Origin of the sequence: uncultured Aquimarina sp. (assembly GCF_947500065.1) — a bacterium.
GTDB lineage: Bacteria > Bacteroidota > Bacteroidia > Flavobacteriales > Flavobacteriaceae > Aquimarina.
Map to the genome: position 1 here is coordinate 1 of NZ_CANMQT010000019.1, position 22,838 is coordinate 22,838.

General features: G+C 33.6%; 16 protein-coding genes. 7 read left to right on the forward strand and 9 right to left on the reverse strand.

The window, feature by feature from the left end; translation table 11 throughout:
* Window positions 1-210 precede the first annotated feature (210 nt).
* From Q0975_RS26990 to Q0975_RS27005, 4 genes are all read right to left on the reverse strand, one after another.
* Window positions 211-876 (reverse strand): response regulator transcription factor, encoded by a 666-nt coding sequence (locus Q0975_RS26990; protein ID WP_299443622.1) that lies wholly within the window; start codon window positions 874-876, stop codon window positions 211-213.
* Window positions 877-888: 12 nt separating this feature from the next.
* A complete protein-coding gene (locus Q0975_RS26995; RefSeq protein WP_299443625.1) occupies window positions 889-2,871 on the reverse strand; it encodes a tetratricopeptide repeat protein in 1,983 nt (660 codons plus the stop codon).
* A 149-nt stretch (window positions 2,872-3,020) separates the two neighbouring features.
* Window positions 3,021-3,212 carry a hypothetical protein gene (locus Q0975_RS27000; RefSeq protein WP_299443628.1) on the reverse strand — a complete coding sequence of 64 codons (192 nt, stop codon included), beginning with the start codon at window positions 3,210-3,212 and terminating at the stop codon, window positions 3,021-3,023.
* A 597-nt stretch (window positions 3,213-3,809) separates the two neighbouring features.
* Window positions 3,810-4,040 carry a hypothetical protein gene (locus tag Q0975_RS27005; protein ID WP_299443631.1) on the reverse strand — a complete coding sequence of 77 codons (231 nt, stop codon included), beginning with the start codon at window positions 4,038-4,040 and terminating at the stop codon, window positions 3,810-3,812.
* A 166-nt stretch (window positions 4,041-4,206) separates the two neighbouring features.
* Here Q0975_RS27005 and Q0975_RS27010 point away from each other — a divergent pair, with 166 nt between their 5' ends.
* From Q0975_RS27010 to Q0975_RS27035, 6 genes are all read left to right on the forward strand, one after another.
* Window positions 4,207-5,217 carry a WYL domain-containing protein gene (locus Q0975_RS27010; RefSeq protein WP_299443634.1) on the forward strand — a complete coding sequence of 337 codons (1,011 nt, stop codon included), beginning with the start codon at window positions 4,207-4,209 and terminating at the stop codon, window positions 5,215-5,217.
* 250 nt (window positions 5,218-5,467) lie between these two features.
* Window positions 5,468-6,325 carry a carbonic anhydrase gene (locus Q0975_RS27015; protein WP_299443636.1) on the forward strand — a complete coding sequence of 286 codons (858 nt, stop codon included), beginning with the start codon at window positions 5,468-5,470 and terminating at the stop codon, window positions 6,323-6,325.
* 164 nt (window positions 6,326-6,489) lie between these two features.
* Complete coding sequence (locus tag Q0975_RS27020; RefSeq protein ID WP_299443639.1) at window positions 6,490-7,170, forward strand: Crp/Fnr family transcriptional regulator; 681 nt, start codon at window positions 6,490-6,492, stop codon at window positions 7,168-7,170.
* Window positions 7,171-7,424: 254 nt separating this feature from the next.
* Window positions 7,425-8,960 (forward strand): fibronectin type III domain-containing protein, encoded by a 1,536-nt coding sequence (locus Q0975_RS27025; RefSeq protein WP_299443642.1) that lies wholly within the window; start codon window positions 7,425-7,427, stop codon window positions 8,958-8,960.
* A gap of 978 nt (window positions 8,961-9,938) precedes the next feature.
* Window positions 9,939-13,514 (forward strand): fibronectin type III domain-containing protein, encoded by a 3,576-nt coding sequence (locus Q0975_RS27030; RefSeq protein WP_299443644.1) that lies wholly within the window; start codon window positions 9,939-9,941, stop codon window positions 13,512-13,514.
* A 326-nt stretch (window positions 13,515-13,840) separates the two neighbouring features.
* Window positions 13,841-17,368: a S8 family serine peptidase gene (locus Q0975_RS27035; protein WP_299443646.1), complete on the forward strand. Its 3,528-nt coding sequence runs from the start codon at window positions 13,841-13,843 to the stop codon at window positions 17,366-17,368.
* Between the two features lie 92 nt (window positions 17,369-17,460).
* Here Q0975_RS27035 and Q0975_RS27040 read toward each other — a convergent pair whose 3' ends face one another.
* On the reverse strand, window positions 17,461-18,360 hold the full coding sequence (locus Q0975_RS27040; RefSeq protein WP_299443648.1) for a hypothetical protein: 900 nt from the start codon (window positions 18,358-18,360) through the stop codon (window positions 17,461-17,463).
* Between the two features lie 399 nt (window positions 18,361-18,759).
* Here Q0975_RS27040 and Q0975_RS27045 point away from each other — a divergent pair, with 399 nt between their 5' ends.
* Complete coding sequence (locus Q0975_RS27045) at window positions 18,760-19,446, forward strand: Crp/Fnr family transcriptional regulator (RefSeq protein ID WP_299443650.1); 687 nt, start codon at window positions 18,760-18,762, stop codon at window positions 19,444-19,446.
* A 17-nt stretch (window positions 19,447-19,463) separates the two neighbouring features.
* Here the strand turns inward: Q0975_RS27045 and Q0975_RS27050 are convergent, their stop codons facing one another.
* Genes Q0975_RS27050 through Q0975_RS27065 form a run of 4 tightly spaced genes read right to left on the reverse strand, consistent with a single transcriptional unit; the run spans window position 19,464 to window position 22,837 of the window.
* Complete coding sequence (locus Q0975_RS27050) at window positions 19,464-20,126, reverse strand: Pycsar system effector family protein (RefSeq protein ID WP_299443652.1); 663 nt, start codon at window positions 20,124-20,126, stop codon at window positions 19,464-19,466.
* A gap of 13 nt (window positions 20,127-20,139) precedes the next feature.
* On the reverse strand, window positions 20,140-21,381 hold the full coding sequence (locus tag Q0975_RS27055; protein ID WP_299443654.1) for a sodium:proton antiporter: 1,242 nt from the start codon (window positions 21,379-21,381) through the stop codon (window positions 20,140-20,142).
* Between the two features lie 2 nt (window positions 21,382-21,383).
* Window positions 21,384-22,037, reverse strand: a complete 654-nt coding sequence (locus tag Q0975_RS27060) for an ion channel (protein ID WP_299443657.1) — start codon at window positions 22,035-22,037, stop codon at window positions 21,384-21,386.
* A 2-nt stretch (window positions 22,038-22,039) separates the two neighbouring features.
* Window positions 22,040-22,837, reverse strand: a complete 798-nt coding sequence (locus Q0975_RS27065) for a hypothetical protein (RefSeq protein ID WP_299443660.1) — start codon at window positions 22,835-22,837, stop codon at window positions 22,040-22,042.
* Window position 22,838: the final 1 nt, after the last annotated feature.

Below are 22,838 nucleotides of genomic sequence, written 5' to 3' on the forward strand. Positions count from 1 at the left end.
GTTTACTTTTCTTCCTTTTCTCTTTCTAAAATTAATCCTTTTTATTTATTTGCTAATCTAAAGGAGCGGAGTCGAGACCTATCGAGCTAACTAGTAAGCAACCTCTCGACTCCGCTCGAGGTAACAGGAAAAAATTAAAAGCCCTCACCTTAGTCCTCTCCCAGAGGGAGAGGAAACGATACTATTCACTTGATTAATTAAAAGTATATTTTACAACAATCCTAAATCCTTTACGATTGCTACTAAATGGGTAGTGTTTTTAGCTTTGAAATCATCAAAAAGTTTACTGACTCTTTTGTCAATGGTGCTTTCGCTATTAGGAGAGATTTTTTGTTTTTTTAATTTCTGTACGATCTCTTTTTTGGTAAACCCAAGAGCCAGCTCTTCTAAAAGCATGATATCAAAATCATCGAGATTGATGATGTTATCTTGATTAGCATCTTTTACTTCTGGAGGAAGTACGGTATTTCCTTTGTATACTCCTTGTATGCAGTCTACTAATTCTTTTATGGCATGTTGACCTTTACATACATAGCCATTTATATTGAGTTTTTGGAATAACATATTTATTTTATCAGGTCGGCTTTCTTGAGAGTATACGATCACGTTGATATCGGGTTGTATGTTTCGAATATCCTGAATGAGTTCAATACCAGAAGTTCTGGTTTGTACTTTATGATTTTCTTTAAAAGAAAGATCTGTGATTAGCAACTCAAACGGTTCTTCATCCTGATGTGCTTTTCTAAATTTTAAATACGCATCATCACAATACTGAGCTTCGTGAATGTTGTAAATTCCAACTTCATCGTTCAGTACTTTTACAATACCTTGATTGGCGATTTCATAATCCTCTGCTACCAATACTTTTGTAAACATATTTGATCCTTTTTAACACGGGATTTTAATCTCAGCTTTAAAGCCTTTGTCTATTTCTGAGTCAAAGATAATGGTTCCGTTAATAGCTTGAATACGCTTTTCCGTATTGCGGAGTCCATTTTTTGATTTTATATCATCTTTTTGGATACCCACACCATTGTCGGAGTACTTTATGATCATTTTGTTCTTTTCATTTTTGAACACAACCGCTACCAGATCTGCTTGACTATGTTTCTGCATATTGGTCATGAGTTCTTGTAACACTCTGTAGATGGTGATTTTTAGATTTTTGTCTACGGTATCCCAGCTAATTTTTTCTAGACCTCTAAGAATGAGTTTGATATTGTTTTTGGTGTAATTGGTTAACATATCCGTCAATTCTTCTAGATAGGTTTCATCTACCTCGAATTCACTATTTTCTCTAGAGATGTCTCTAGCTTTGGTATAGGCGATATTAAGTTTCTTGGTGATTTGTGGATCGTGTGGATCATGCTGATACTGCATCATCACCTGAAAAATATCATTTCCTAACTCATCGTGTAATCGTTTAGAAATCCGAGTTTCTGTTTCATAAGCCGCTTGGAATTCTACAATTTTGTTTTGCTGCGCCAGATATCGATTACGTTGCCTAGAAAAGTAAATCAGAAACCCAATAAATGTAACTAGTAATAATAGTCCAAGAAGGTAGATAGTGTTTTGGTTTTGGACCTCGACGATTTCTTTATTTTTCTGTTCATTTTCTTTTTGTAAGTTGTCACTTTCGAAACGTATTCTGGCAAATTTATCTCTAAAAAGATTGTCTCTTTTAGTAAGGCTATCGCTTAACTTAATATATTTCATGGCATATTCCCTACCTTCCTCGGGTGGAGAAACTTGTGTGAGCAATTGATAGGATCTGAGTAATTCTATATTTTCATAGGTTGCCCTAGCGGCTAATCTTGCTTTTTCAGCAAAAACTCTAGATAAACTATCGTTTCCTTTAGATAGGTAGTATTCTGCTAGATGAAGAGAATTTGTGGAAAGACCGACGACATCGTTTATACTATCCCGTATTTTGTATGCTTTATTAAATAGATGTAAAGCACTATCATTATTTTTTTCTGAAAGAAACTTCACGTAGCCTAAATTATCAATATAGCGAGCGTATCTCTTAGGTTTGTCTCGTAAAAAATCTTTGTATGATAAGGCTTTATTGTAGTATTCTTTAGCTTTAATATATTCTTTTTGAGATTTATAAGCTGTACCTATATTATTATAGGAAATGACTTTGTAAAGTGTGTCTCTATCAGTGTTTTCGGCATATTCCATAGCTTTAAAGTGATACTTTATTGCATCGTCCAGTAGCTCTAACTGTTTGGCTATCATTCCTAAATTGCTATAAGATAAAGGTATATAGGTTGTATTGCCTGCTACTTTGAATTGCTGAATAGCTTGTATTGTTAGGTCTTCACTATTGCTATAATCTTTTACTTTTCTGGATAATTTTGCTAAATCTAATAATGTTCTACCATGGTCAAATGCGTATTCAAGTGGATCAACACTTTTATTTTTGTCTAAGCTTTTATATATTTTAGCAGCTTTATAAAAATATTTATACGTACTATCCAGCTTTTTATTTCTATATGGTATAGCTTTATAACCATAGGATCTTGCCATTCCAACCGAATCAAATAAAGATTCTGATAACTTTAAAGCTTTTTTATTTACATTTTTTAATTGTTCATAATTGTTTAAATAATAATATGCTTTTGCTATTTCCAGCAACTTATCAACTTTAATTAAGGAATCATCAAATGTGTTAACAAGCTCTAAGGCTTTTGTCAGGTCTAGTTCACGTTCTTGATTAGTTAATGTTTTAATTCCAGCTTTAGTTATTAGACTATCAACTATATTAGGTGTTGAGGTTTTATTTTTTATGATTTTTTTATCTTCATTACAATTGATAAAAATACCAAAAACACATATAAATAAAGTCTTCCACTTTAAAAGCCTCATATAGGAATTATTTAAGTATCTAAATTAAAGATTATCTAGGATAAGTATAAAAAAGGAGGGACTTATTTTATAAAATTCCCTCCTCAAATTATTATAATGATATTTAGATAGTATTAGTGATTGATTTAATTATTATCAAATCCAAATCGTTAAGCACCTACTTCCTCATCATCATCTTCAGTAAAACCTAAAGTTTCAACTTCTTCGACTCCAAGCTCTTCATTGACAGAAGGTGGGTCGCAAGAAACGAAGTTTAGACTTAATAAGACGGTTAATAGTAAAAATTTTAAAGTTTTCATGTCGTTAGTTGTTTGATATTCCAATTGTTGGGGTACGCCCATAGGTTGCAACCCCAGCTGGTATGTGCCCACATACCTAGTACCTATGGGAAATGATCGGTTAGTTCGGGAAAGTGATCCTCGTACAGTCGTGATACCCTACTTTCCCTTTTTTGGGTAGCAGCGAGCTGTGGTTTGGATTGTATGCAGATCAGTTTGTCTTCGACTACGCTCAGACGCCACTTCGACTATGCTCAGACGCCACTTCGACAACACTTCGACAAGCTCAGTGTGACATCTCAGTGTGACATCTCAGACTAACAGTTTAGATCTGCTCGATATAAGCAGACGTACAAAACATGTTTTGTAGCTGTTTTTCAATAAGCATCATAGAAAATAATGACTGGTAATACTCGATAAGTAGTTATTGTACTCTGACAATAAGTGATTGATTAAGTAGCTAGTTGTTTTAAAAAGTTTTTAGAGTTCCTTCTCCTTGGACGACAACGCCACTGCGATGGGCGAGATGACGCTTAGGAGTTAGGATGAAGGCATTAAAGCCCTCACCTTAATCCTCTCCCAAAGGAGAGGAAACTATTACTTTGATAAAATTGTAACTAATTTTTGGCTTTCACCATCACTCTTTACAGCTTACAAAATCTAAACTATATGAGAAGTATAGCTGTCTGTTACTAGCACTTCACAAATGTTCATGCTAATTAATTTCAGCGCTTTTTCCAGTGCTATGTTACCGTTTACAGTTGGCATTTTTCCTGGAGTAGAATTAACAACCGAAGTGTGTAACCCTAATCCGTAGAAGCCTGCAAATGCATCGGCTAACAGATAATTTCTGGTCTCCTGCTCCTTTTTAGAAAATTGATTAAACTTCATTGTTGTATTTTTTTAATTGTTAATTGAATGATACGCTATACAAAAACCTTGCTATGCGTATTCGAAATCTTTATTTGTTTATTATTTATAGTACAAATGTCTGGGATCAGTACGCATTCTTTTTGCGTAGTTGAAATTATTTATTATTTTTTCCAAAATTTTTAAAATGGCTTCTAATAAAAATGCATTAATCCGGTATAAAACGATTGATCAATGTCTTCGTAATAAGTTTAAACAGTGGGTTTTAGATGATCTTATTGAAGCTTGTTCTGATGCTTTATATGAATATGAAGGAAAAGATGTATATGTAAGTAAAAGAACCGTGCAGTTGGATATCCAGATGATGCGTAGTGATAAATTGGGCTATAATGCGCCGATAGAAGTGTATCAGCGTAAATATTATCGATATGCAGAAGAGGATTACAGTATTATGAATATTCCGGTGACGGATCATGATATTAAAATCATGAATGAATCCATACAGATATTGAGACAGTTTAAGGATTTTTCTCTTTTTAAGGAGATGAATGGTGTATTAGAGCGGTTAGAAGATTCTGTATATGCAACTCAGAAAGATAATATCCCGATTATTCATCTTGAAAAAAATGAACAACTAAAGGGTTTAGAGCATATTGATACCTTATATCATGCCATACAAAACAAACAGGTATTGAAGATTACGTATAAATCTTTTAAGGCAAGAGATGAAACAGAAATTACTATTCATCCTCAGTTATTGAAAGAATTTAATAACCGATGGTTTTTATTGGCTATAGGACATAAACGGAAGTTGCTGACCACTTTTGCATTGGATAGAATCGTTAGTATCCACAATTCTGATGAAAGTATTTCATATATAGATCAGCATATTGATGGAGATGTGTATTATAAAGATGTAGTAGGAGTTACCGTTTCAGAAAATGTAACACCTGAGTTGATATTATTTAGAGTTGATAGTCAGAATGCACCTTATGTAACCACAAAACCATTTCATACTTCACAAGAGGTTGTATCACAGGATGAAAGAAGTGCTACGTTTAGTATTAGGGTTCAAATGAATTTTGAGTTAGAACGATTGATTCTTGGTTTTGGAGATAGTATAGAAGTGTTACAACCAGAACGTTTACGCTCCAGAATCCATAGAAAATTAAAAAGAGCTTTAGGAAAGTATGAATAGTTAGAAGTGGTTTAAATAAAGGTAAGAATCTGAGTTCATAGTAAATAAATCAGTATGACTACTATGAATTTTCTTAGTTCTATTCTGGTTTAGATTTCCTGATAAAAAAGTACTATAAAATGAAAAGTAGCATAAAGATTGATCAATTTATAATCTGATTAAAATCATAATTGGAGTTGATTTATATATAGGTTGGTGTCATTGTTAATGAATAATTTTGACCCATTCTAACATATAAATTCATATAAAAATGAAACTTAAAACTTTTAAAACCCTAACAATTTTAACGCTAAGTATTGCAGTAACCTCCTGTAATATTGATCAAAACGAACAGATAGGAGATCAGGATATAAAAAGAGTTTCTGAAAATGACGAAATGACACTAGGATATAAATTTAAAAATCGTTCTCCTTCATCTGATTGTAATTTTGAATATGAAGGCTTCCAAGGTCCTGAGTTCTGGGGAGACCTTTGTAATGGCGATTGGGTAGACTGTAATGGGAATTCACAATCTCCAATTGATATTGTAACAGGCGTTGTTCATGAAAACGACAATCTTAATAATATCAATATGAATTATACAACTAGTGCTACTGAAATTTTTAATAACGGGCATACGATTCAGTTTGATTATGAGGCCGGAAGTTCTGCTTCGTTAAACAATATTGATTATAATCTATTACAATTTCATTTTCATACAGGTAGTGAGCATACCATAGATGGTAAAAGATATCCTATGGAGATGCATTTAGTACATCAGGATCCTGTTACAAAATTGCTAGCGGTGATCGGAGTTTTCTTTAAAGAAGGAAAAGAAAATGAAGTGCTAGCTCAATTTATGAATAATCTTCCTCAACAAAAAGGGGATTATTATAAGAATACTGAAGAATACCATATTGTAGATATATTACCAAATGAAATGGAGTTCTATACCTACAATGGATCATTGACAACTCCTGCTTGTTCAGAAATTGTAACTTGGTATGTATTGAAGAAACCTGTTCAGGCGTCTCATAATCAGCTAAAAAGGTTTAAAGAGATCATGCATGAAAATTATAGACCTACTCAGCCACTAAACGGGAGAATTGTAAGTAAGGCTGATGATTAATTAAGAATTTCTTAATTTAATTTTTTAGACCATGAATGCCCCAAAAGATAGGAGTTGTCGTTTGACAGCTCCTTTTTTTTGAAAATAATTTAAGACTAGAGGGTAGGGAGTTTTGGAGCATAGCGGTTATATGCTTTGAAACACAAACCTATACTCATCTTATTATGATTAATACACTTTTTTCTCAAAACCGATACTCTTTTTTTAATATTGATATTTTTAAAGAATTCCCAAGTGATATTTCATCTTTGATAGAAGAAAATAAAATTCAGTTGAGATTAAAAAAAGGCCAGATATTATTTCACGAAGACACTATTCCAAATGGAGTATACATATTAAAAATTGGGAAACTAAAAAAATATACGAAAGGGTTAAATGGTAAAGAACATATCTTTTATCTGATGAAAGAAAATGAAATTTTGGGTCATCATACCATATTATGTGATGAAAAATATTCTCATTCTGCAGCATGTTTAACGGACTGTCTATTGTATTTGCTTCCCAAAGATTTTTTTCTTTCCATTATTAAAAATAATAATGCAATAGCATATTGTTTCCTAAAGAACATAAGTCATGAATTTGGCGTATTTATTAATAATTCTAAAATTTTAGCGCAATATAATGTGAGAGAAAGAACAGCATTGTCTATTATAAAATTGCACGAGTTTTTTGATACTAATATTCAATTATCAAGAAAAGATCATAGCAATATAGTAGGCACATCTGTGGAATCTTTAATCAGAGTGTTACATGATTTTAAAGAAGAAGCAATTATAGAAATTAATAAGAATATCATTTCTATCATAAACATGGATAAACTAATAAAAGCTACTAATTTTTCATAACTCTCAGTAATTAGAAAACATAACACAATTATACAAAAGTGATGAAATAGTCTTGTTTTTAATTGGTTTAATAGTTGATAAAAAAACTTTTGAAAGAGCCCGTTTTACTCAATATTTTATTATATGAGTAGTGTTTACTTGCTAAATATCAATATAATAGTTGATATATATCAATCATTGGTTTGACAAATACCCAAATCTAGATACTTCAAATTTAATTATTTTTGAAGTGCTTAACACAAATCTACATAATTATGGAATTAAGGAAGAACCTATTGCTTTTCTTTACGTTGCTTTTTATAACGATAGCATGGAGTAATACCGACAAATACCGTCTTACCTGGAGAGAAGATCCATCAACTACTATGGTGATAGGATGGAATCAGATAAGTGGTAGTAATGCTGTAGTTCATTTTGGTGCGCAAGACTTTGGGACTGATTATAACTTATATCCATCCAGTAAAACTGTGGATAGGACTGTTAGCCGTAAAGGGATGAATAATAATTACGCCAGATTAACCGGTTTACAGCCTGATACCGCATATTATTTTGTAATCAGAGATAGCGAAGGTGTTTCTGAAAGATTTTGGTTTATGACTGCACCCAATGATCCCACTACAAGATTATCAATTGTTGCAGGCGGAGATTCCAGAAATAATCGTACGCCCAGGCAAAATGCAAATAGATTGGTGGCTAAATTAAGACCACACGCAGTGTTATTTGGTGGAGATATGACAGATGATTCTACAAGTTCTCAATGGCAAAATTGGTTTAATGACTGGCAATTAACTATTGGTTCTGATGGGAGAATGATTCCTGTTGTAGCCGCAAGAGGGAACCATGAAAGCTCTAACGATATTAGAGATTTATTTGATATCCCAACAGCAGCTGGAGGAGAATTTTATGCCTTAAGTTTTGGAGGAAATCTAATAAGAACTTATACTTTAAATACTGAGGTTACTCCTGGAGGTACGCAGGGAACGTGGCTAGCAAATGATCTGGCTGCGAATTCAGAAAATCATATTTGGGCAGTGGCACAATATCACAGAGCAACCAGGCCTCATCAATCAGGTAAATCAGAACAGAACGACCAGTACGAAGCTTGGTCAAAACCATTCTATACTCATGCTGTACAGTTAGTAATGGAAAGCGACTCTCATGTAGTGAAACGTACCTGGCCAATCAAGCCATCTACTGATTCTGGAAACGATGAAGGTTTTATAAGAGTAGATACTGATCCTAATAGAGCAATATATGTCGGAGAAGGATGTTGGGGCGCTCCTATAAGAAGTGCAAATGATTCTAAAAGCTGGACAAGAGCGGCCGGGTCATTCAACCAGTTTAAATGGTTATGGATAGATCAGAGTAAAATAGAACTTAGAACTGTTAAAGTGGATAATGCCAGTAGTGTCGGTCAACTAAGTGATAATAACTTGTTTACATTACCATCTAATATTGATCTATGGAACCCATCAGGAGGAACTGTGGTTACCATAGATAATCCACATGGCGGAGGTGTCTTGAGTGTAACAGATGTAGATGCGCCAGCTAGATTTACAGTATATCCAAATCCAATACAATCTGGCGCACTAACCATTTCCAATCTTAATTCGAAAGAAGTAGTAGGATCAAAGGTGATCATTAGAGATATACTTGGAAAAGTTATTAATGAAGTAGTTATTACACCCGAAATAACTACATATAATATCGATAATTTAAAATCAGGTATTTACTTTATCAATATTGAAACTAAAAAAGGTAAAGTAACTCAAAGATTTATTAAGACATAATCTTTTAGGTATTTGTTGATAGATTACCCCAGAAAAATTTTCGAATTTTTAGGCTGCTTGGAAATGTATTTCAAGTGGCTTTTTTTATGTGCTTTCTTTATTAAAAATTTACATTGTAAAGAAATGATAATGATCAACGAATTTGTTGATTATTATCATTATTTGACTTGATCAATACGGGGATTTAAATCATAACAAGTGAGTATTTTTGGAATACAATCTAACACAAATAAATATAAACTAATCACAAACTCATGAAATCAAAACTCCTTGCTTCTTATTGTTTTTATCAGTAAAGGATTTTAAACATATTGATACAAATCAATTATGTAACCCTCATTTGTAATATTACTTTGCGTTTTAAAGCCTATTAATCAAAACAGGTTGTTCTCATTTATACTTAAAAATGAAAGTAGGTTAACGTTTTATTTTTTATTTATAAATGGATTTAACCTTCCTTTCTTATTTAGGAAGAGAACAACTATTTTCTAAAGATTGTAAGCGATAGTGTATTAAAAACTAATTACTCTAACGTTTTAAAATTAAAAAATAACTAATCCCCAAGACTACTAAAAATTCAGAAAATACTATAAATAAAACTACAACTTGATATAAATCAAAACGATAATTGATAAATGTCAAGACTTATATTGATAGATATCAAATCCAGATACTTATAATCGATTTTTTTGAAAGATTTAAAGTGTTAACTTATTGAAAATGAGTACTTAACATTAGTTTCTGATAAAAGTAATAATCAACTAGGGGCAATCAAGTTTTTATACGTCTTAATTAATAGGTACCATATCATTTTAATTATTAACCAACTTATAAATATGAAAACTCAAAAAACCTAAAACAAAAAAAACAAAATTACATTTCCTCGACCCCAATGTCATTTCAGACATAAAAGATTTTCTTATTAAAATCTTAAAACCAATTTTCTAACACAAAAATTTAATACTTAAAACTCAACTTATGAATTCAAGAAAGAACTTATTCTTTCTAGTCACTGTTTTGTTGTTTTCGATATTCGTAAACGCACGAAATAATAAAGACGGAGAGAATTTAAAAATGACACCTGGTACTACTAATATTATTACCAATGTTAAATTACTGGAGCAATCAGCTCCATTGTCTACAGTAGGAATAACAACTGTAGGAGATCGAACTATTGCAAATACCAACCGAAGAGCAATGCCATATACCATGACAGAGAATGGAGTATTGCAAAGTATTGCTGTACATATTACTGCAGGTGGTGGTGATATGCAACTAGGAGTATACTCTGATAATAACGGAGTACCAGGACCTAAATTAGGACAAACAGCAGAAACAACTGCCAACTCCAGTGCAGGATGGCAAACCATTGCTCTAGAAAGTCCAGTTGTCGTAAATAATGGACAAAAAATATGGTTGGCTTGGATTTTTTCTGGTGGTGGGACTAGTATTTCTTACATCGTTGGAGGAGGCTTGGAAAATGGAAGGTATAGTGCTTCTGGAACAAGCTGGTCTGTAGGTGGTGATAATATGCCTACAAACATAGGTAACGGATCACAAGGTGATTGGAGTTATTCTATATATGCAAACTATTCTACAGGTCAAGGCCCTACCACTTTTACACTAACAACCAATACAGTAGGTCAAGGTGCTGTAAACGGTGGAGGGATCTATAATGAAGGAAGTTCTGTTAGCATTACAGCGATACCTGTCTCTGGCTGGCAATTCGATGGATGGAGTGGAGCACTCTCTGGATCCACTAATCCTGATACAGTGGTTCTTAATGCAGATAAAAGTGTAACAGCTACTTTTAGCGAAATTGTTGATAATGAAGCACCATCTGTTCCTTCTGGACTTACTGCTTCTAGTACCACATCTAACAGTACTAATTTATCTTGGATAGCTTCTACCGATAATATCGGAGTAAGTGGATATGATATTTCCCAAAATGGAACTGTAATTGGAACATCTACTGCTGCTAACTTTAATGTTACAGGACTTTCTGCAGAAACTACATATAGCTTTGCAGTAAGAGCTAAGGATGCTTCAGGAAATATATCTAGTAATAGTGCTTCAATAAATGTAACAACAATAGCTATTCCTACTCAATTGTTTACCGTAGGAATTACAACCATAGGAACCAGTACATCTACTCACGCTGACCGAAGAGCAATGCCTTATACTATGCCCGAAAATGGAACACTGCAAAGCATTGCTATCCATGTTGTAGGAGGTTCTGGAGATATACAACTAGGCGTCTATGCTGATAATAATGGAGTGCCTAGTAACAAACTAGGACAAACTACTGTAACATCTGTTAACACAACCACAGGTTGGCAGACTATTGCTTTAGAAAATCCTATTACTATTAGTAACGGCGATACTATATGGCTAGCTTGGATGCTTTCAACCAATCCAGGTGTTGCTTATGTTACCGGAAGCCCTGGAAGGTATAGTGCTGCAGGAACAACTTGGTCCACAAGTGGAAATAATATACCCTCAAGTTATGGAAGCGGAAGTCAGGCGAATTTTAGATATTCTATATATGCCAATTATACACAATTTGTTGATACACAGGCTCCTTCTGCGCCTGCCAATTTAACTTCTTCAAATGTAAGAAACACTTCAGTAGATTTAAGTTGGAACGCTTCTACGGATGATATTGGTGTTTCAGGATATGATGTATATCAAGGCAATACAATTATTGGTACACCTACAACTGCTAGTTATAGTGTGAATGGTCTTACGGCAAATACAGGATATAGTTTTAGTGTAAGAGCCAAAGATGCTGCTGGTAATGTTTCTGCCAATAGTAGTGTAATTAATGTTACCACTACTAATGTTGCAGAATATACATTGACTATCAATACAGTAGGTCAGGGAACCGTAAGCGGTGGCGGAAGTTACAATAATGGAGAAACAGCTACCGTTACAGCAACTGCTGCTGCAGGTTGGGAATTTACAGGATGGTCTGGTGCCTTATCTGGAACTGTAAACCCATCATCTGTGACTATGAACGCTAACAAATCTGTAACGGCAACATTTACAGAGGCTATTGTAATTAGTACTTCTACAGAGAAGTATCGTTTGACCTGGAGAACAGACCCTTCTACAACTATGGTTATAGGATGGAATCAAGTACGAGGAACAAACCCTGTGGTACATTATGGAACTACTGATTTTGGGTCTAGCTCAAGTTCATACCCTTTAAGTAAAACTGTCGACAGAACAGTTTCTAGTAAAGGGATGAATAATAATTATGCTAGATTAACAGGGCTTCAACCCGATACAGCATACTATTTTGTAATTAGAGATAGTGAAGGCGTTTCAGAACGGTATTGGTTTAAGACAGCACCTAATGATCCTACAACGAGATTATCAATTGTTGCCGGAGGAGATTCTAGAAATAATCGTACCCCAAGACAGAATGCCAATAGACTAGTTGCTAAGATTAGACCTCATGTGGTACTGTTTGGAGGAGATATGACGAGTTCTAGTAATAGCTCACAATGGCAAAACTGGTTTAATGATTGGCAGTTAACTATTGGATCTGACGGAAGAATGATTCCTGTTGTTGCAGCGAGAGGAAACCATGAGAGCTCTAACGATATTAGAGATTTATTTGACATCCCAACGGGAGCAGGAGGAGAGTACTATGCCCTTAGTTTTGGTGGAAATCTAATGAGAACGTATACCTTAAATACTGAGGTTACTCCAGCTGGTACACAAGGTACTTGGTTAGCCAATGATCTGGCAGCTAATTCAGCTAGTCATACATGGGCAGTTGCTCAGTACCATAGATCGACCCGACCACATGAGCCAGGTAAATCTGAACAAAATGATCAATATGAGGCGTGGTCAAAACCATTTTATACACATGCTGTACAATTGGTAATGGAGAGTGATTCTCACGTAGTGAAACGTACTTGGCCAATCAAACCCTCTACAGATACCGGAAGTGATGAAGGTTTTGTAAGGGTTGATAACGATCCTAAACGAGCGGTATATGTTGGAGAAGGATGTTGGGGTGCTCCTTTAAGAGGTGCTTCAGATACAAAAAACTGGACTAGAGCCGCAGGATCATTTAACCAGTTTAAATGGTTATGGGTTGATCAAAACCAAATCATAATGAGAACGATCAAAGTTGATAATGCAAGTAGTGTTGGTCAGGTGAATGATAACAATTTATTTTCTCTGCCTTCAAATATTGATGTATGGAATCCAGCCGGAGGTAGTGTTGTTACTATTGATAATCCTCATAGCTTGGTAGTGCGTAGTAACGTAACTACTAGTAATATTAAAAGTTCTGAATTTGATTTGAATGTTCATCCTAATCCAGTTAAATCAGGACTGTTACATATTACATATCCTAGTCATACTACAGGGCAAGAGTCAAAAGCAATCATTAGAGATATGTTTGGTAGATTGGTGGATCAAATTACTCTTAGATCAAAGACCGAAACGTATAAAATAGATAAACTAAACACAGGAGTATATTTTGTTTGCATTAAGGAAGGAAAACGTAAAATAAGTATAAAGTTCATTAAGAAATAGAGCTTTAATTTTTAAAACTGCTTGGAATCTATTCCAGACAGTTTTTCATACTAACTTTCGTAAAATCTCAGAATTTAATTTTATTCATATAAAATATATTTCTCTTACCCTTATTTATTGTTTTCTGTATTTCTCACTATACACAACAGTAATGATTGAGAGAATGTAGAGCAAACAATTATCTTTTTAATGAATAAATTATTCGATGTTTTGCTTTAGCAATCTCGAGTATAATTTAAAACCCAAAGGTTTTCCTAAAGTTAAATATTTTTTCTTCTAAATCTCTTGATGACTTGCATTAAAGCAATTTACTAAAACCAAAAAATATGTATCACTATAAAAATAATAACAAGCCAAAATTAAGTAGCCTGTTTCTTGTTGTTCTAGGTTGTTTCCTAGTATTTCAAAGTTATGCTCAAGATGTTAATGATAGGACTTATATTAAACAACGTACTAATATAAAAGCTTTAAAAGAAATAGAAAGTAAAGCTACTATTTTAGAGAAGCAAATTCTTGTTAAAGTAGAGTCCTTAAAAACTTCTTATAAAAAGAATTCGAAAGGGCAAATGGTTAATTCAAAAGGATTAATTATAAACAGTCAAGGACAGGCTATAAATAAAGAAGGCCAAGTAGGTGTTCCTACAGGAATTGATGAGAATGGAAACCTGGTTTATTCATTTGATAGTAATGTTGATGCAGCAACCTCAGGTCGTACAAATCGAATCTGGCAAGGTGGATTATCTGGACTTAATTTATCCGGTGCGGGTATAGAAATTGGTGTATGGGAAAGCGGATATGCCAGAGCAACGCATAGGGAATTCGACGGTGCGGGTGGATCGAACAGAGTGTCAAATGCTGGTGATGGAGGATCAAACACAAGTCATGCAGCTCATACGGCCGGAACTTTAATTGCTAGTGGTGTTGATCCTTCAGCCCGAGGAATGGCTTCCGGTGCAACCGTAAAAAATTACACAGCTTCTGGTTGGATAGGGGAAGTAGCATCCTTTGCAGCAGCAGGAGGTATCTTAGGAAATAATTCGAATAGTAACAAGGATACTTCATCAGGAACTTATGTCACTATATCGAGAGATGTTGATGATGTGCTTTATAATGCACCATTTTATTTACATTGTAAAGCAGCCGCAAACCAAGGCAATACTTATGGCATAATTAAAGCAGGTACTTTGGCAAAAAATGTTTTTACCGTAGCAAATGCTAGCGATGTTCCAAATTATACTGGACCATCTTCTGTAAGTGTATGGACAAGTAGTTCTTATGGTCCTACTAATGATTGGAGGATTAAACCCGATATCATTAATAATGGTCGTAATGTATATTCTTGTGATAGTGGTAGTGATACAGATTATGGTACAAAAACAGGTACTTCAATGTCTACACCGGCAACTGCAGGTACCATAGCATTACTACAAGAGCATTATAAAAATTTAAATGGTGTATATATGAGAGCGGCCACGGCAAAAGCTTTAATAATAGATACTGCTGATGAGGTAGGTGCAAATGATGGTCCTGATTTTAGTGCAGGTTGGGGATTAGTTAATGCTGAACGTGCAGCTCAAGTGATTAGTAATAATGGCAGTTCATCTATTATGGATGAACTAACTTTAAATAATGGAGGTACATATACTAAAACAGTCACTTCGGATGGGTCAAATCCTCTGGCATTAACGATCGCTTGGCAGGATCCCGCAGGTACGGTACAATCATCATCATCATCAACCCCTGTGTTGGTAAATGATTTGGATGTTAGAGTAACAGGAAATGGTACTACCTATTCGCCATGGGTAATGGTTCCTAATGCAAACTTCAATAATTATACAGATCCAGCTCAAAGAGGCGATAACTTTAGAGATAATGTAGAAAAAATAGATGCTGTTTTGGCCGCAGGAACTTATACCATAACAGTAACTCATAAAGGATCATTAACTAATGGTTCTCAAGATTTTTCTTTGATAGCTAATGGAGTGAATGCTAATGTAGTTCCTGATAATGAGGTGCCCAGTACACCAGCGAATTTGACGGCTTCTAATACAACATCAAGTAGTACAGACTTGTCTTGGACAGCTTCTACAGATAATATAGGTGTTAGTGCTTATGAAATATTTCAAAATGGGACTAGTATAGGGACATCTCCTACTAACAATTTTAGTATCACTGGACTTACTGCCGAAACTACTTATAGTTTTACTGTGAATGCTAAGGATGCCGCTGGTAATGTGTCTGGAGATAGTACTGCAATAAATATAACGACAACAGCTCCACCCGCTTGTGCAGGAATTACAAGTTTTCCATATACTGAAAGCTTTGAATCTGGTGTTGGTGTTTGGATACAGGAAACCGACGACGATTTTGACTGGATTGTAGATAGTGGAGGAACTCCTTCAAATAATACAGGGCCAACAGCCGCTAATGACGGTACGAATTACATCTACACGGAAGCCACTGGAAATGGTACAGGATTCCCCAACAAAATAGCATTGCTTACAAGTCCTTGTATTGATCTTACCAATCAACCAAACCCTGAACTCAATTTTGATTATCATATGTTTGGTGCCGCGATGGGGACTTTGGAGATAAGGATATCTACGGATAACGGAGTTAACTGGGGAACCATCTGGAGTCTATCAGGTGATCAGGGAAATAACTGGAATTCTCAAACTGTAAGTTTAGTAGCCTATAGTGGTAACGTGATAAAATTACAAATAAAAGGAACTACAGGTGATAATTTTACAAGTGATATGACAATAGACAACCTTAGTATCATTTCATCAGTTCCAGATAATGAGGCACCAAGTGCTCCAACAAATCTGATCGCTTCTAATACCACATCTAACAGTACTAATTTATCATGGACAGCTTCTACAGATAATGTAGCTGTAACTATATACGAAGTATTTCGGGACGGAATTAGTATAGGAACATCTGCTAGCACTAACTTTAATGTTACAGGACTTTCTGCTGAAACAATATATAGCTTTGTAGTAAGAGCCAAAGACACAGCAGGTAATGTATCGGGTAATAGTACTGTAATAAATGTAACAACAACTGCTATTCCAACCCAATTGTTTACAGTGGGAACTATAACTATAGGAGATAGAAATATAGCCACAACTAATCGAAGAGCAATGCCATATATTATGCCAGAGAATGGGGTGTTACAAAGTATGGTTATACATCTTGCTGCTAGTGGTGGCGATATGCAATTAGGGGTGTATTCTGATAATAATGGAGAGCCAGGTGCTAAATTGGGACAGACCTCGGAAGTAACGGCAGATTCATCTGCAGGATGGCAAACTGTTTCTTTAGAAAGCCCTATCAATGTTAATAACGGAGAGAGAATATGGTTAGCTTGGATTTTTTCCGGAAATACCACTAGTATTTCATACGTAACTGGAGGAGGATTAACTAATGGAAGATATAGTGCTAGTGGAACGAGCTGGTCTACCAGTGGTAATAATATGCCTACAAATATGGGTAGCGGATCTCAAGCCGATTTTAACTATTCTATATATGCTAACTATACACCTACCAATTTAACTTCTTCTAATGTAAGCAATGATGCTTCTACAGATGATAATGATACTTTAGGATTTGATTTGAGCGTTCATCCTAATCCAGTTAAATCAGGGTTGTTATACATTACTTATCCTAATTATGACAAAGTACAAGAATCAAAAGCAATTATTAGAGATATGTTTGGAAGCGTAGTGGGGCAAATTACTCTTAGATCAAAAACTGAAATTTATAGTATAGATAAACTAAGCGCAGGAGTTTATTTTGTTAGTATTAAGGATAGAAAAGGTAAAATAAGTAGTATAAAGTTCATTAAGCAATAGAGCTTTAGTTTTTAGTTATTTTAAACTGCCTGGAATAGATTTCAGGCAGTTTTTTAGATTTAATTTGAGATGTTTTATAATGATTTTTTAAATTAAATAGTTTGTGTTTTTTTCTTAACAGAAAGTCTTTCCCATAGACGTATTTCTGGTCGATCAGCAATCATTATAAATAAAGGAATTAATGCATGCGGAAGTCTAATAAGCATTTCCCAGGTCCATTGACTGAAAGTATTTCCTAGAAACTCAATATGAAAATGTCCTACCAAACGAGCTATAGCAGTTAGTCCTCCCCAGATAAATGCATAAATTAATGCCGCATATGATATTCTAGGAATAAAAATAGCGATAGCTACTACAAAATCTAGAATCCCTGCTATTTTAAGCATTAAGTGTGCACTAGGTTCGGTAATAGGTAGTGTATTTAATGTCATATCTATAAATGTCCCTGGTCTAGGGTAGTATCCTATAGCGTATAAGCCATGACAACTAAAGGTAAGTGCTATAGCAATTAGAGCAATTAATCGTATCTTTTTAAACTCAGTAGCTGTGAACATAACCATATAAAGTAATACAGGACTGATAAATTGAATAGTATATTCAAAAAACTGGCCTACGTGAAAAAACTTCTCTTTACAATATAAAAGTGCCAGAATAAAAAGGCCTATACTTCCTCCTAGTAAAAACAATTTACCAAGTTTTTTCATATTAGGTTTTATGAATAAGGTAGCTATGGCACAAAAAAGGTAAAACAAACCAATTATTTTGATAGAAAAAGAAATTGAACTGGCCGCAGAGAGACTAGTTACATAGTCATTCCAGCTAACTCCAAAAATATTTTCGACAACACCTTTTAGAATGCTTTCATCCCACAAAAGAGCTCTATACGGTGCATCCCATACGATATGCTGATAGGCTCTTCCTAAAAAAATCAGGAAAGTAGACGTCTTTAAAATTAAGATTAATTTTTGCTGTGAATTAAACGATGATTTCATTTGATTATATGATAAAATGTTTGTCTAAAACTAAGTACTTATTTTGATTGTCCTCACTACATTTATCAATTAATTAGTTGATAAATGTCAATTGTAGCAAAGATGAAAAAATAAAAAGATAAGTAAATTTGTATTATTAATTTGCCATTTAGGATACTATTCTATTGCAATATTCGATTTTTGCAAAACCAATATTTTATTGCGATCTAAAGAAATACCTATGATTTTTACTCTAAAAGTTTATATGTACTTTCTTTGTAAATTGAGTACGTCAGGTATTAGTTAAAAAACAGGTTTTTACGTGATTAAATGAAATTTATTTACATATTCATCGTTAATTAAATAGTTATTTGGGGAAATATTTTTTTAAATTTAGAAAAATTAACTCCATACTGTATTATGATAAATATTCTTTTCCCTCATAAAAGATATTCATTTATCAGTGAATCTTTTTTACAAAACTTCCCTCAGGAAATCATTAATCGATTTGATGAAAACAAGTCTGTTATAAAGCTTACAAAAGGTCAGGTGCTTTTTCATGAAGGCGCTATTCCGACAGGAGTTTATATTTTAAAATCAGGTAAGGTAAAAAAATACTGTACCGGACTAAACGGCAAGGAACATATTTTTCATTTGATTAAAGAAAATGGTCTGTTTGGACATCATAATTTATTATGCGAAGAAACATATTCTCATTCTACAGCTTGTTTAACAGATTGTGTTTTTCATTTAATTCCTAAAGATGTTTTTATTTCTACTGTAGAAAATAATCGAGAGATGCTTCATTGTCTTTTAAAAATTATTAGTCATGAATTTGGAGTTTTTTCTAATAATTCTAGGATTTTGGCACAACATAATGTTAGAGAAAGAACGGCTTTGTCTATTATTAAATTAGAAGAATTTTTTAATGAAAATGGCAATATTAGGTTATCTAGAAAAGATCATAGTAATATTGTTGGTACATCAATAGAATCGTTAGTTAGAGTTTTACATGATTTTAAAGAAGAGAAACTTATAGAAATTAAAGAAAATATCATTAAAATTATTGATATAAAAAGGTTAGCTAATATCACTAATTTTATATAATTCTATATTCTTTTAATCTACCCAAAATATCCTCCGAAAAGTAAATGACATAGCATAAAGGCAACTACAGAGAGTATAATACCAATAAGGAAAACATTAAATGATTTGCGCAGTAATTTAAACTTTCGATCCATTGTTTTTCCGAGATGGAAGGTGTCTTTGGCGATGGTTTTATATAGTTCATCTCCTTGATTCATCAAGTCTGTCAGCTCTTTTACATAGGTTTCTTCTTCCATCTCATGAAAATTACCATAAAACATTAGATTGTTAGATTTTCTATCGCCGTGTTTTAATTCTGGTCTTGTTGCTATTACGGCATATGTAATAGAGGCTAGATTGGTAAACAGTATGAGCATAGCTGGATAAATAAGATGAGGGTCTCTATCTAATTGATCCAGCACAGTTCCTAAAACAATGGAAAGTATCAACGCATTAATGGAAATCAAAATATTAGATTTCCTGTCGATCATGGAGTTTAGGGTATATTGATTTTTAGAAAGTAGCCTAAATAAAGTTTCTACTCCTTTTTCTGGTCTTGGTTCTATTTTAGCAAGTTTTTTCTTTAAAGCCTTCAATTCATCTTTATCCACCTCTAACTCCTTCATTAGATCCTTATCCTGTAACTTCTCTAATTGTTTGATTTGCTTTTTATCTGTTATCTCTTGATTAGTATCTTCCATATATTGAATACGATTATGAATATAGTTTTTTAACTAGTTTCCCAATACTAAGTCCTTGCACGATTATCGAAAAGAACACAACTACATAGGTTATATATAATATGACTTCAGAAGAAGGGTTGTCTGCTAAGCTTAGTGCCAATGCTAGAGAGATACCACCTCGTAAACCACCCCAAGTTAATATAGTTACCGTTTTTATAGGGCTCATTTCCGAATGCTTAAGTAGAGAATAAGGTATAAAAACCGAAATAAATCTGGAGAAAAGCACAATAAAGATTGCGATAATACCTAAGGTTAAATGACTAGCATCAAATTTTAATAGATGTATGGCTAAACCAATTAATACAAATAGAATACCATTAAAAACATCATCAAGTACTTCCCAGATATCATTGATCAGTTTTCTTGTTGCTCCTTGATTGGATGCCACATTTAATTTATTACCAATTATCATTCCTGCAACTACCATTGCTAATGGTCCAGATACGTGTATTAAGGAAGCAAATGCATATCCTCCCATTACAATAGCAAGACTGATCATGACTGATAATTGAGGATTTTCTCTTACAGATTTTATACTTTGATATCCTAAAAAGCCTAATAGCATACCATATACGATTCCTCCAACAGCTTCTTCCAGAAATAGTTTACCAATCTCTAAACCAACCGAACCTTCTCCATGATGTTCTCCCATTCCTGTAAGGATTAGTATTCCAGAAAACACAACAACTCCGATTCCATCATTAAACAAAGATTCGCCTTCAATTTTAATTCCTAAACTCTTAGCAATGTTTGCTTTTTTTAGAATAGCCATAACAGCAATCGGATCTGTTGGAGATATTAATGCTCCAAAAAGAAGCGCATGTAAAAAAGGTAATTCAATACCAATTAATTGTGCTGCTCCAAAAGTAAGTCCACCTACAATGAATGTAGAAATCAAAACTCCTAGTGTGGCAAATAAGATGATAGGCCATTTCTCTTTTGCTAGCTCATCAATATTTACATGAAGTGCTCCTGCAAACAAAAGGAAACTTAAAATACCATCCAATAGTAAACTTCTAAAATCAGAATTAGCAACAATATCACAAAAGAATTGATAGAAATCAGGTGCAATACTCTTACTTAAAGTAATGATTACAACCGTTACTAAGCTCATCAGCATAAGTGCTATGGTAGCAGGCATTTTTAGCCACTTATAGTTTACAAAACTAAAAAAAGCGGCAATCGAAAAAATAATACTGAAGGACTGTAGCATAGTTATTTAGATTTTACATTAATATATTTTCCAACAAAAACAGCAATAACAATGGCCAAATAAAACTGGCCAATAATATTCATGACTAAGGTAATGGATTGTGCTTGTGGAGTAAGAGGAGTAATATCACCATAACCCACTGTAGTGATGCTAATAAAACTAAAGTAATAAAATATATATCCTGAATAATCTCCTCTTAAATGAAATGATCCAGGATCAATAAAGTGGATAGTTTCAAATAGGATTCCACCGATGATTCCTAAATAAATGAATCCCAAAATAGGACCAAGAATAAACTGAAGGTTTATTGTATCTATTTTCCTTAGCTGTTGTAATAATAAAAAGCAGAAGTACGAAAACAAAAGAAATGAAGATAATAACCGGAATACATTGATCATATGCATATCTGGATTAGAAAACTCTAACCATATAAATACTAATGCCGTAATACCTAGGACATACGTTCTTATTCTGGTTTTGGTATTAGAAGCGATCAATGAACTAGCAAGAATTACTAATGTATAATTGAGAACTACTGCATGAGCAGGATACATTTCAGATATACTAGCGTGAATTGGAGTTAATAGAAAATTAAACACACTGATGAGTGCTATTAAATATTTATAAGTATCTAATATTTCTATTATTTTACGCATATTTAATATATCCTGGAAGGTAAATTCAGCTCTTTTATACTACTAACATCAATTCTTAATTGATACCAGTCTTCAATTTTCACGACATTACCTGTTACTAATGAAGGTTTCCCAACGTACGGTAGTATTTCTTTATTAATAGGATTTCCTTTCTGATCCGTAATCAAATAATATTCAGAGATATTATTCTCATCGGTAGTTGCTAATACAGGCGGAATTCCTCCAGAAATACATAATACAGCACAACTTCTATGAATCTTTCCTTTTCCAGGTTTCATTACCCCAAAATAACACTTGGGATCTACAATTTCACCAGTTAATTCCATATCATTTACCAATGATTTGGTTTTAGGTAATCGTTTCGTATTAGCTTTTTCGATGAGCGTAACTTTTTCATCGCTAGTGATCTGTAATAATGTTTTTCCGTTGTAATAGATGAGGTTACCTTCTATACTAAGCATACTTCCTGATAACTCAGAGGCTTCTTCTCGTATCTTTTTTAGAAATGGATTAGCACTATATTTTCCAAAACCGATTAATAATATATTTTTAAAAGTGTTTTCAGCAGTTTTAACTTTCAACATAGGATATGGCATCTCATGATAGACTCCCATAATCTTTGTATTCGTAGTTAACTCAAAAGAACTGTTCTTAAAGGTATTTTGTGTAAAAGCAAAAACAGCTGCTATCGTTATAAGCGTTAATATCCCTATTAACACAAAGTTTTTCACTGTCTTTTTTGTTTTAGAGGAAACGTTATCTAAGTAACCAACAAAAAAATCATCTTCATTATTATTCATA

Bases quoted from the DNA above. Each gene is read 5' to 3' on its own strand.
- Q0975_RS26990 (WP_299443622.1), bottom strand. From the start codon at position 876: ATGTTTACAAAAGTATTGGTAGCAGAGGATTATGAAATCGCCAATCAA.
- Q0975_RS26995 (WP_299443625.1), bottom strand. From the start codon at position 2,871: ATGAGGCTTTTAAAGTGGAAGACTTTATTTATATGTGTTTTTGGTATT.
- Q0975_RS27000 (WP_299443628.1), bottom strand. From the start codon at position 3,212: ATGGGCGTACCCCAACAATTGGAATATCAAACAACTAACGACATGAAA.
- Q0975_RS27005 (WP_299443631.1), bottom strand. From the start codon at position 4,040: ATGAAGTTTAATCAATTTTCTAAAAAGGAGCAGGAGACCAGAAATTAT.
- Q0975_RS27010 (WP_299443634.1), top strand. From the start codon at position 4,207: ATGGCTTCTAATAAAAATGCATTAATCCGGTATAAAACGATTGATCAA.
- Q0975_RS27015 (WP_299443636.1), top strand. From the start codon at position 5,468: ATGAAACTTAAAACTTTTAAAACCCTAACAATTTTAACGCTAAGTATT.
- Q0975_RS27020 (WP_299443639.1), top strand. From the start codon at position 6,490: ATGATTAATACACTTTTTTCTCAAAACCGATACTCTTTTTTTAATATT.
- Q0975_RS27025 (WP_299443642.1), top strand. From the start codon at position 7,425: ATGGAATTAAGGAAGAACCTATTGCTTTTCTTTACGTTGCTTTTTATA.
- Q0975_RS27030 (WP_299443644.1), top strand. From the start codon at position 9,939: ATGAATTCAAGAAAGAACTTATTCTTTCTAGTCACTGTTTTGTTGTTT.
- Q0975_RS27035 (WP_299443646.1), top strand. From the start codon at position 13,841: ATGTATCACTATAAAAATAATAACAAGCCAAAATTAAGTAGCCTGTTT.
- Q0975_RS27040 (WP_299443648.1), bottom strand. From the start codon at position 18,360: ATGAAATCATCGTTTAATTCACAGCAAAAATTAATCTTAATTTTAAAG.
- Q0975_RS27045 (WP_299443650.1), top strand. From the start codon at position 18,760: ATGATAAATATTCTTTTCCCTCATAAAAGATATTCATTTATCAGTGAA.
- Q0975_RS27050 (WP_299443652.1), bottom strand. From the start codon at position 20,126: ATGGAAGATACTAATCAAGAGATAACAGATAAAAAGCAAATCAAACAA.
- Q0975_RS27055 (WP_299443654.1), bottom strand. From the start codon at position 21,381: ATGCTACAGTCCTTCAGTATTATTTTTTCGATTGCCGCTTTTTTTAGT.
- Q0975_RS27060 (WP_299443657.1), bottom strand. From the start codon at position 22,037: ATGCGTAAAATAATAGAAATATTAGATACTTATAAATATTTAATAGCA.
- Q0975_RS27065 (WP_299443660.1), bottom strand. From the start codon at position 22,837: ATGAATAATAATGAAGATGATTTTTTTGTTGGTTACTTAGATAACGTT.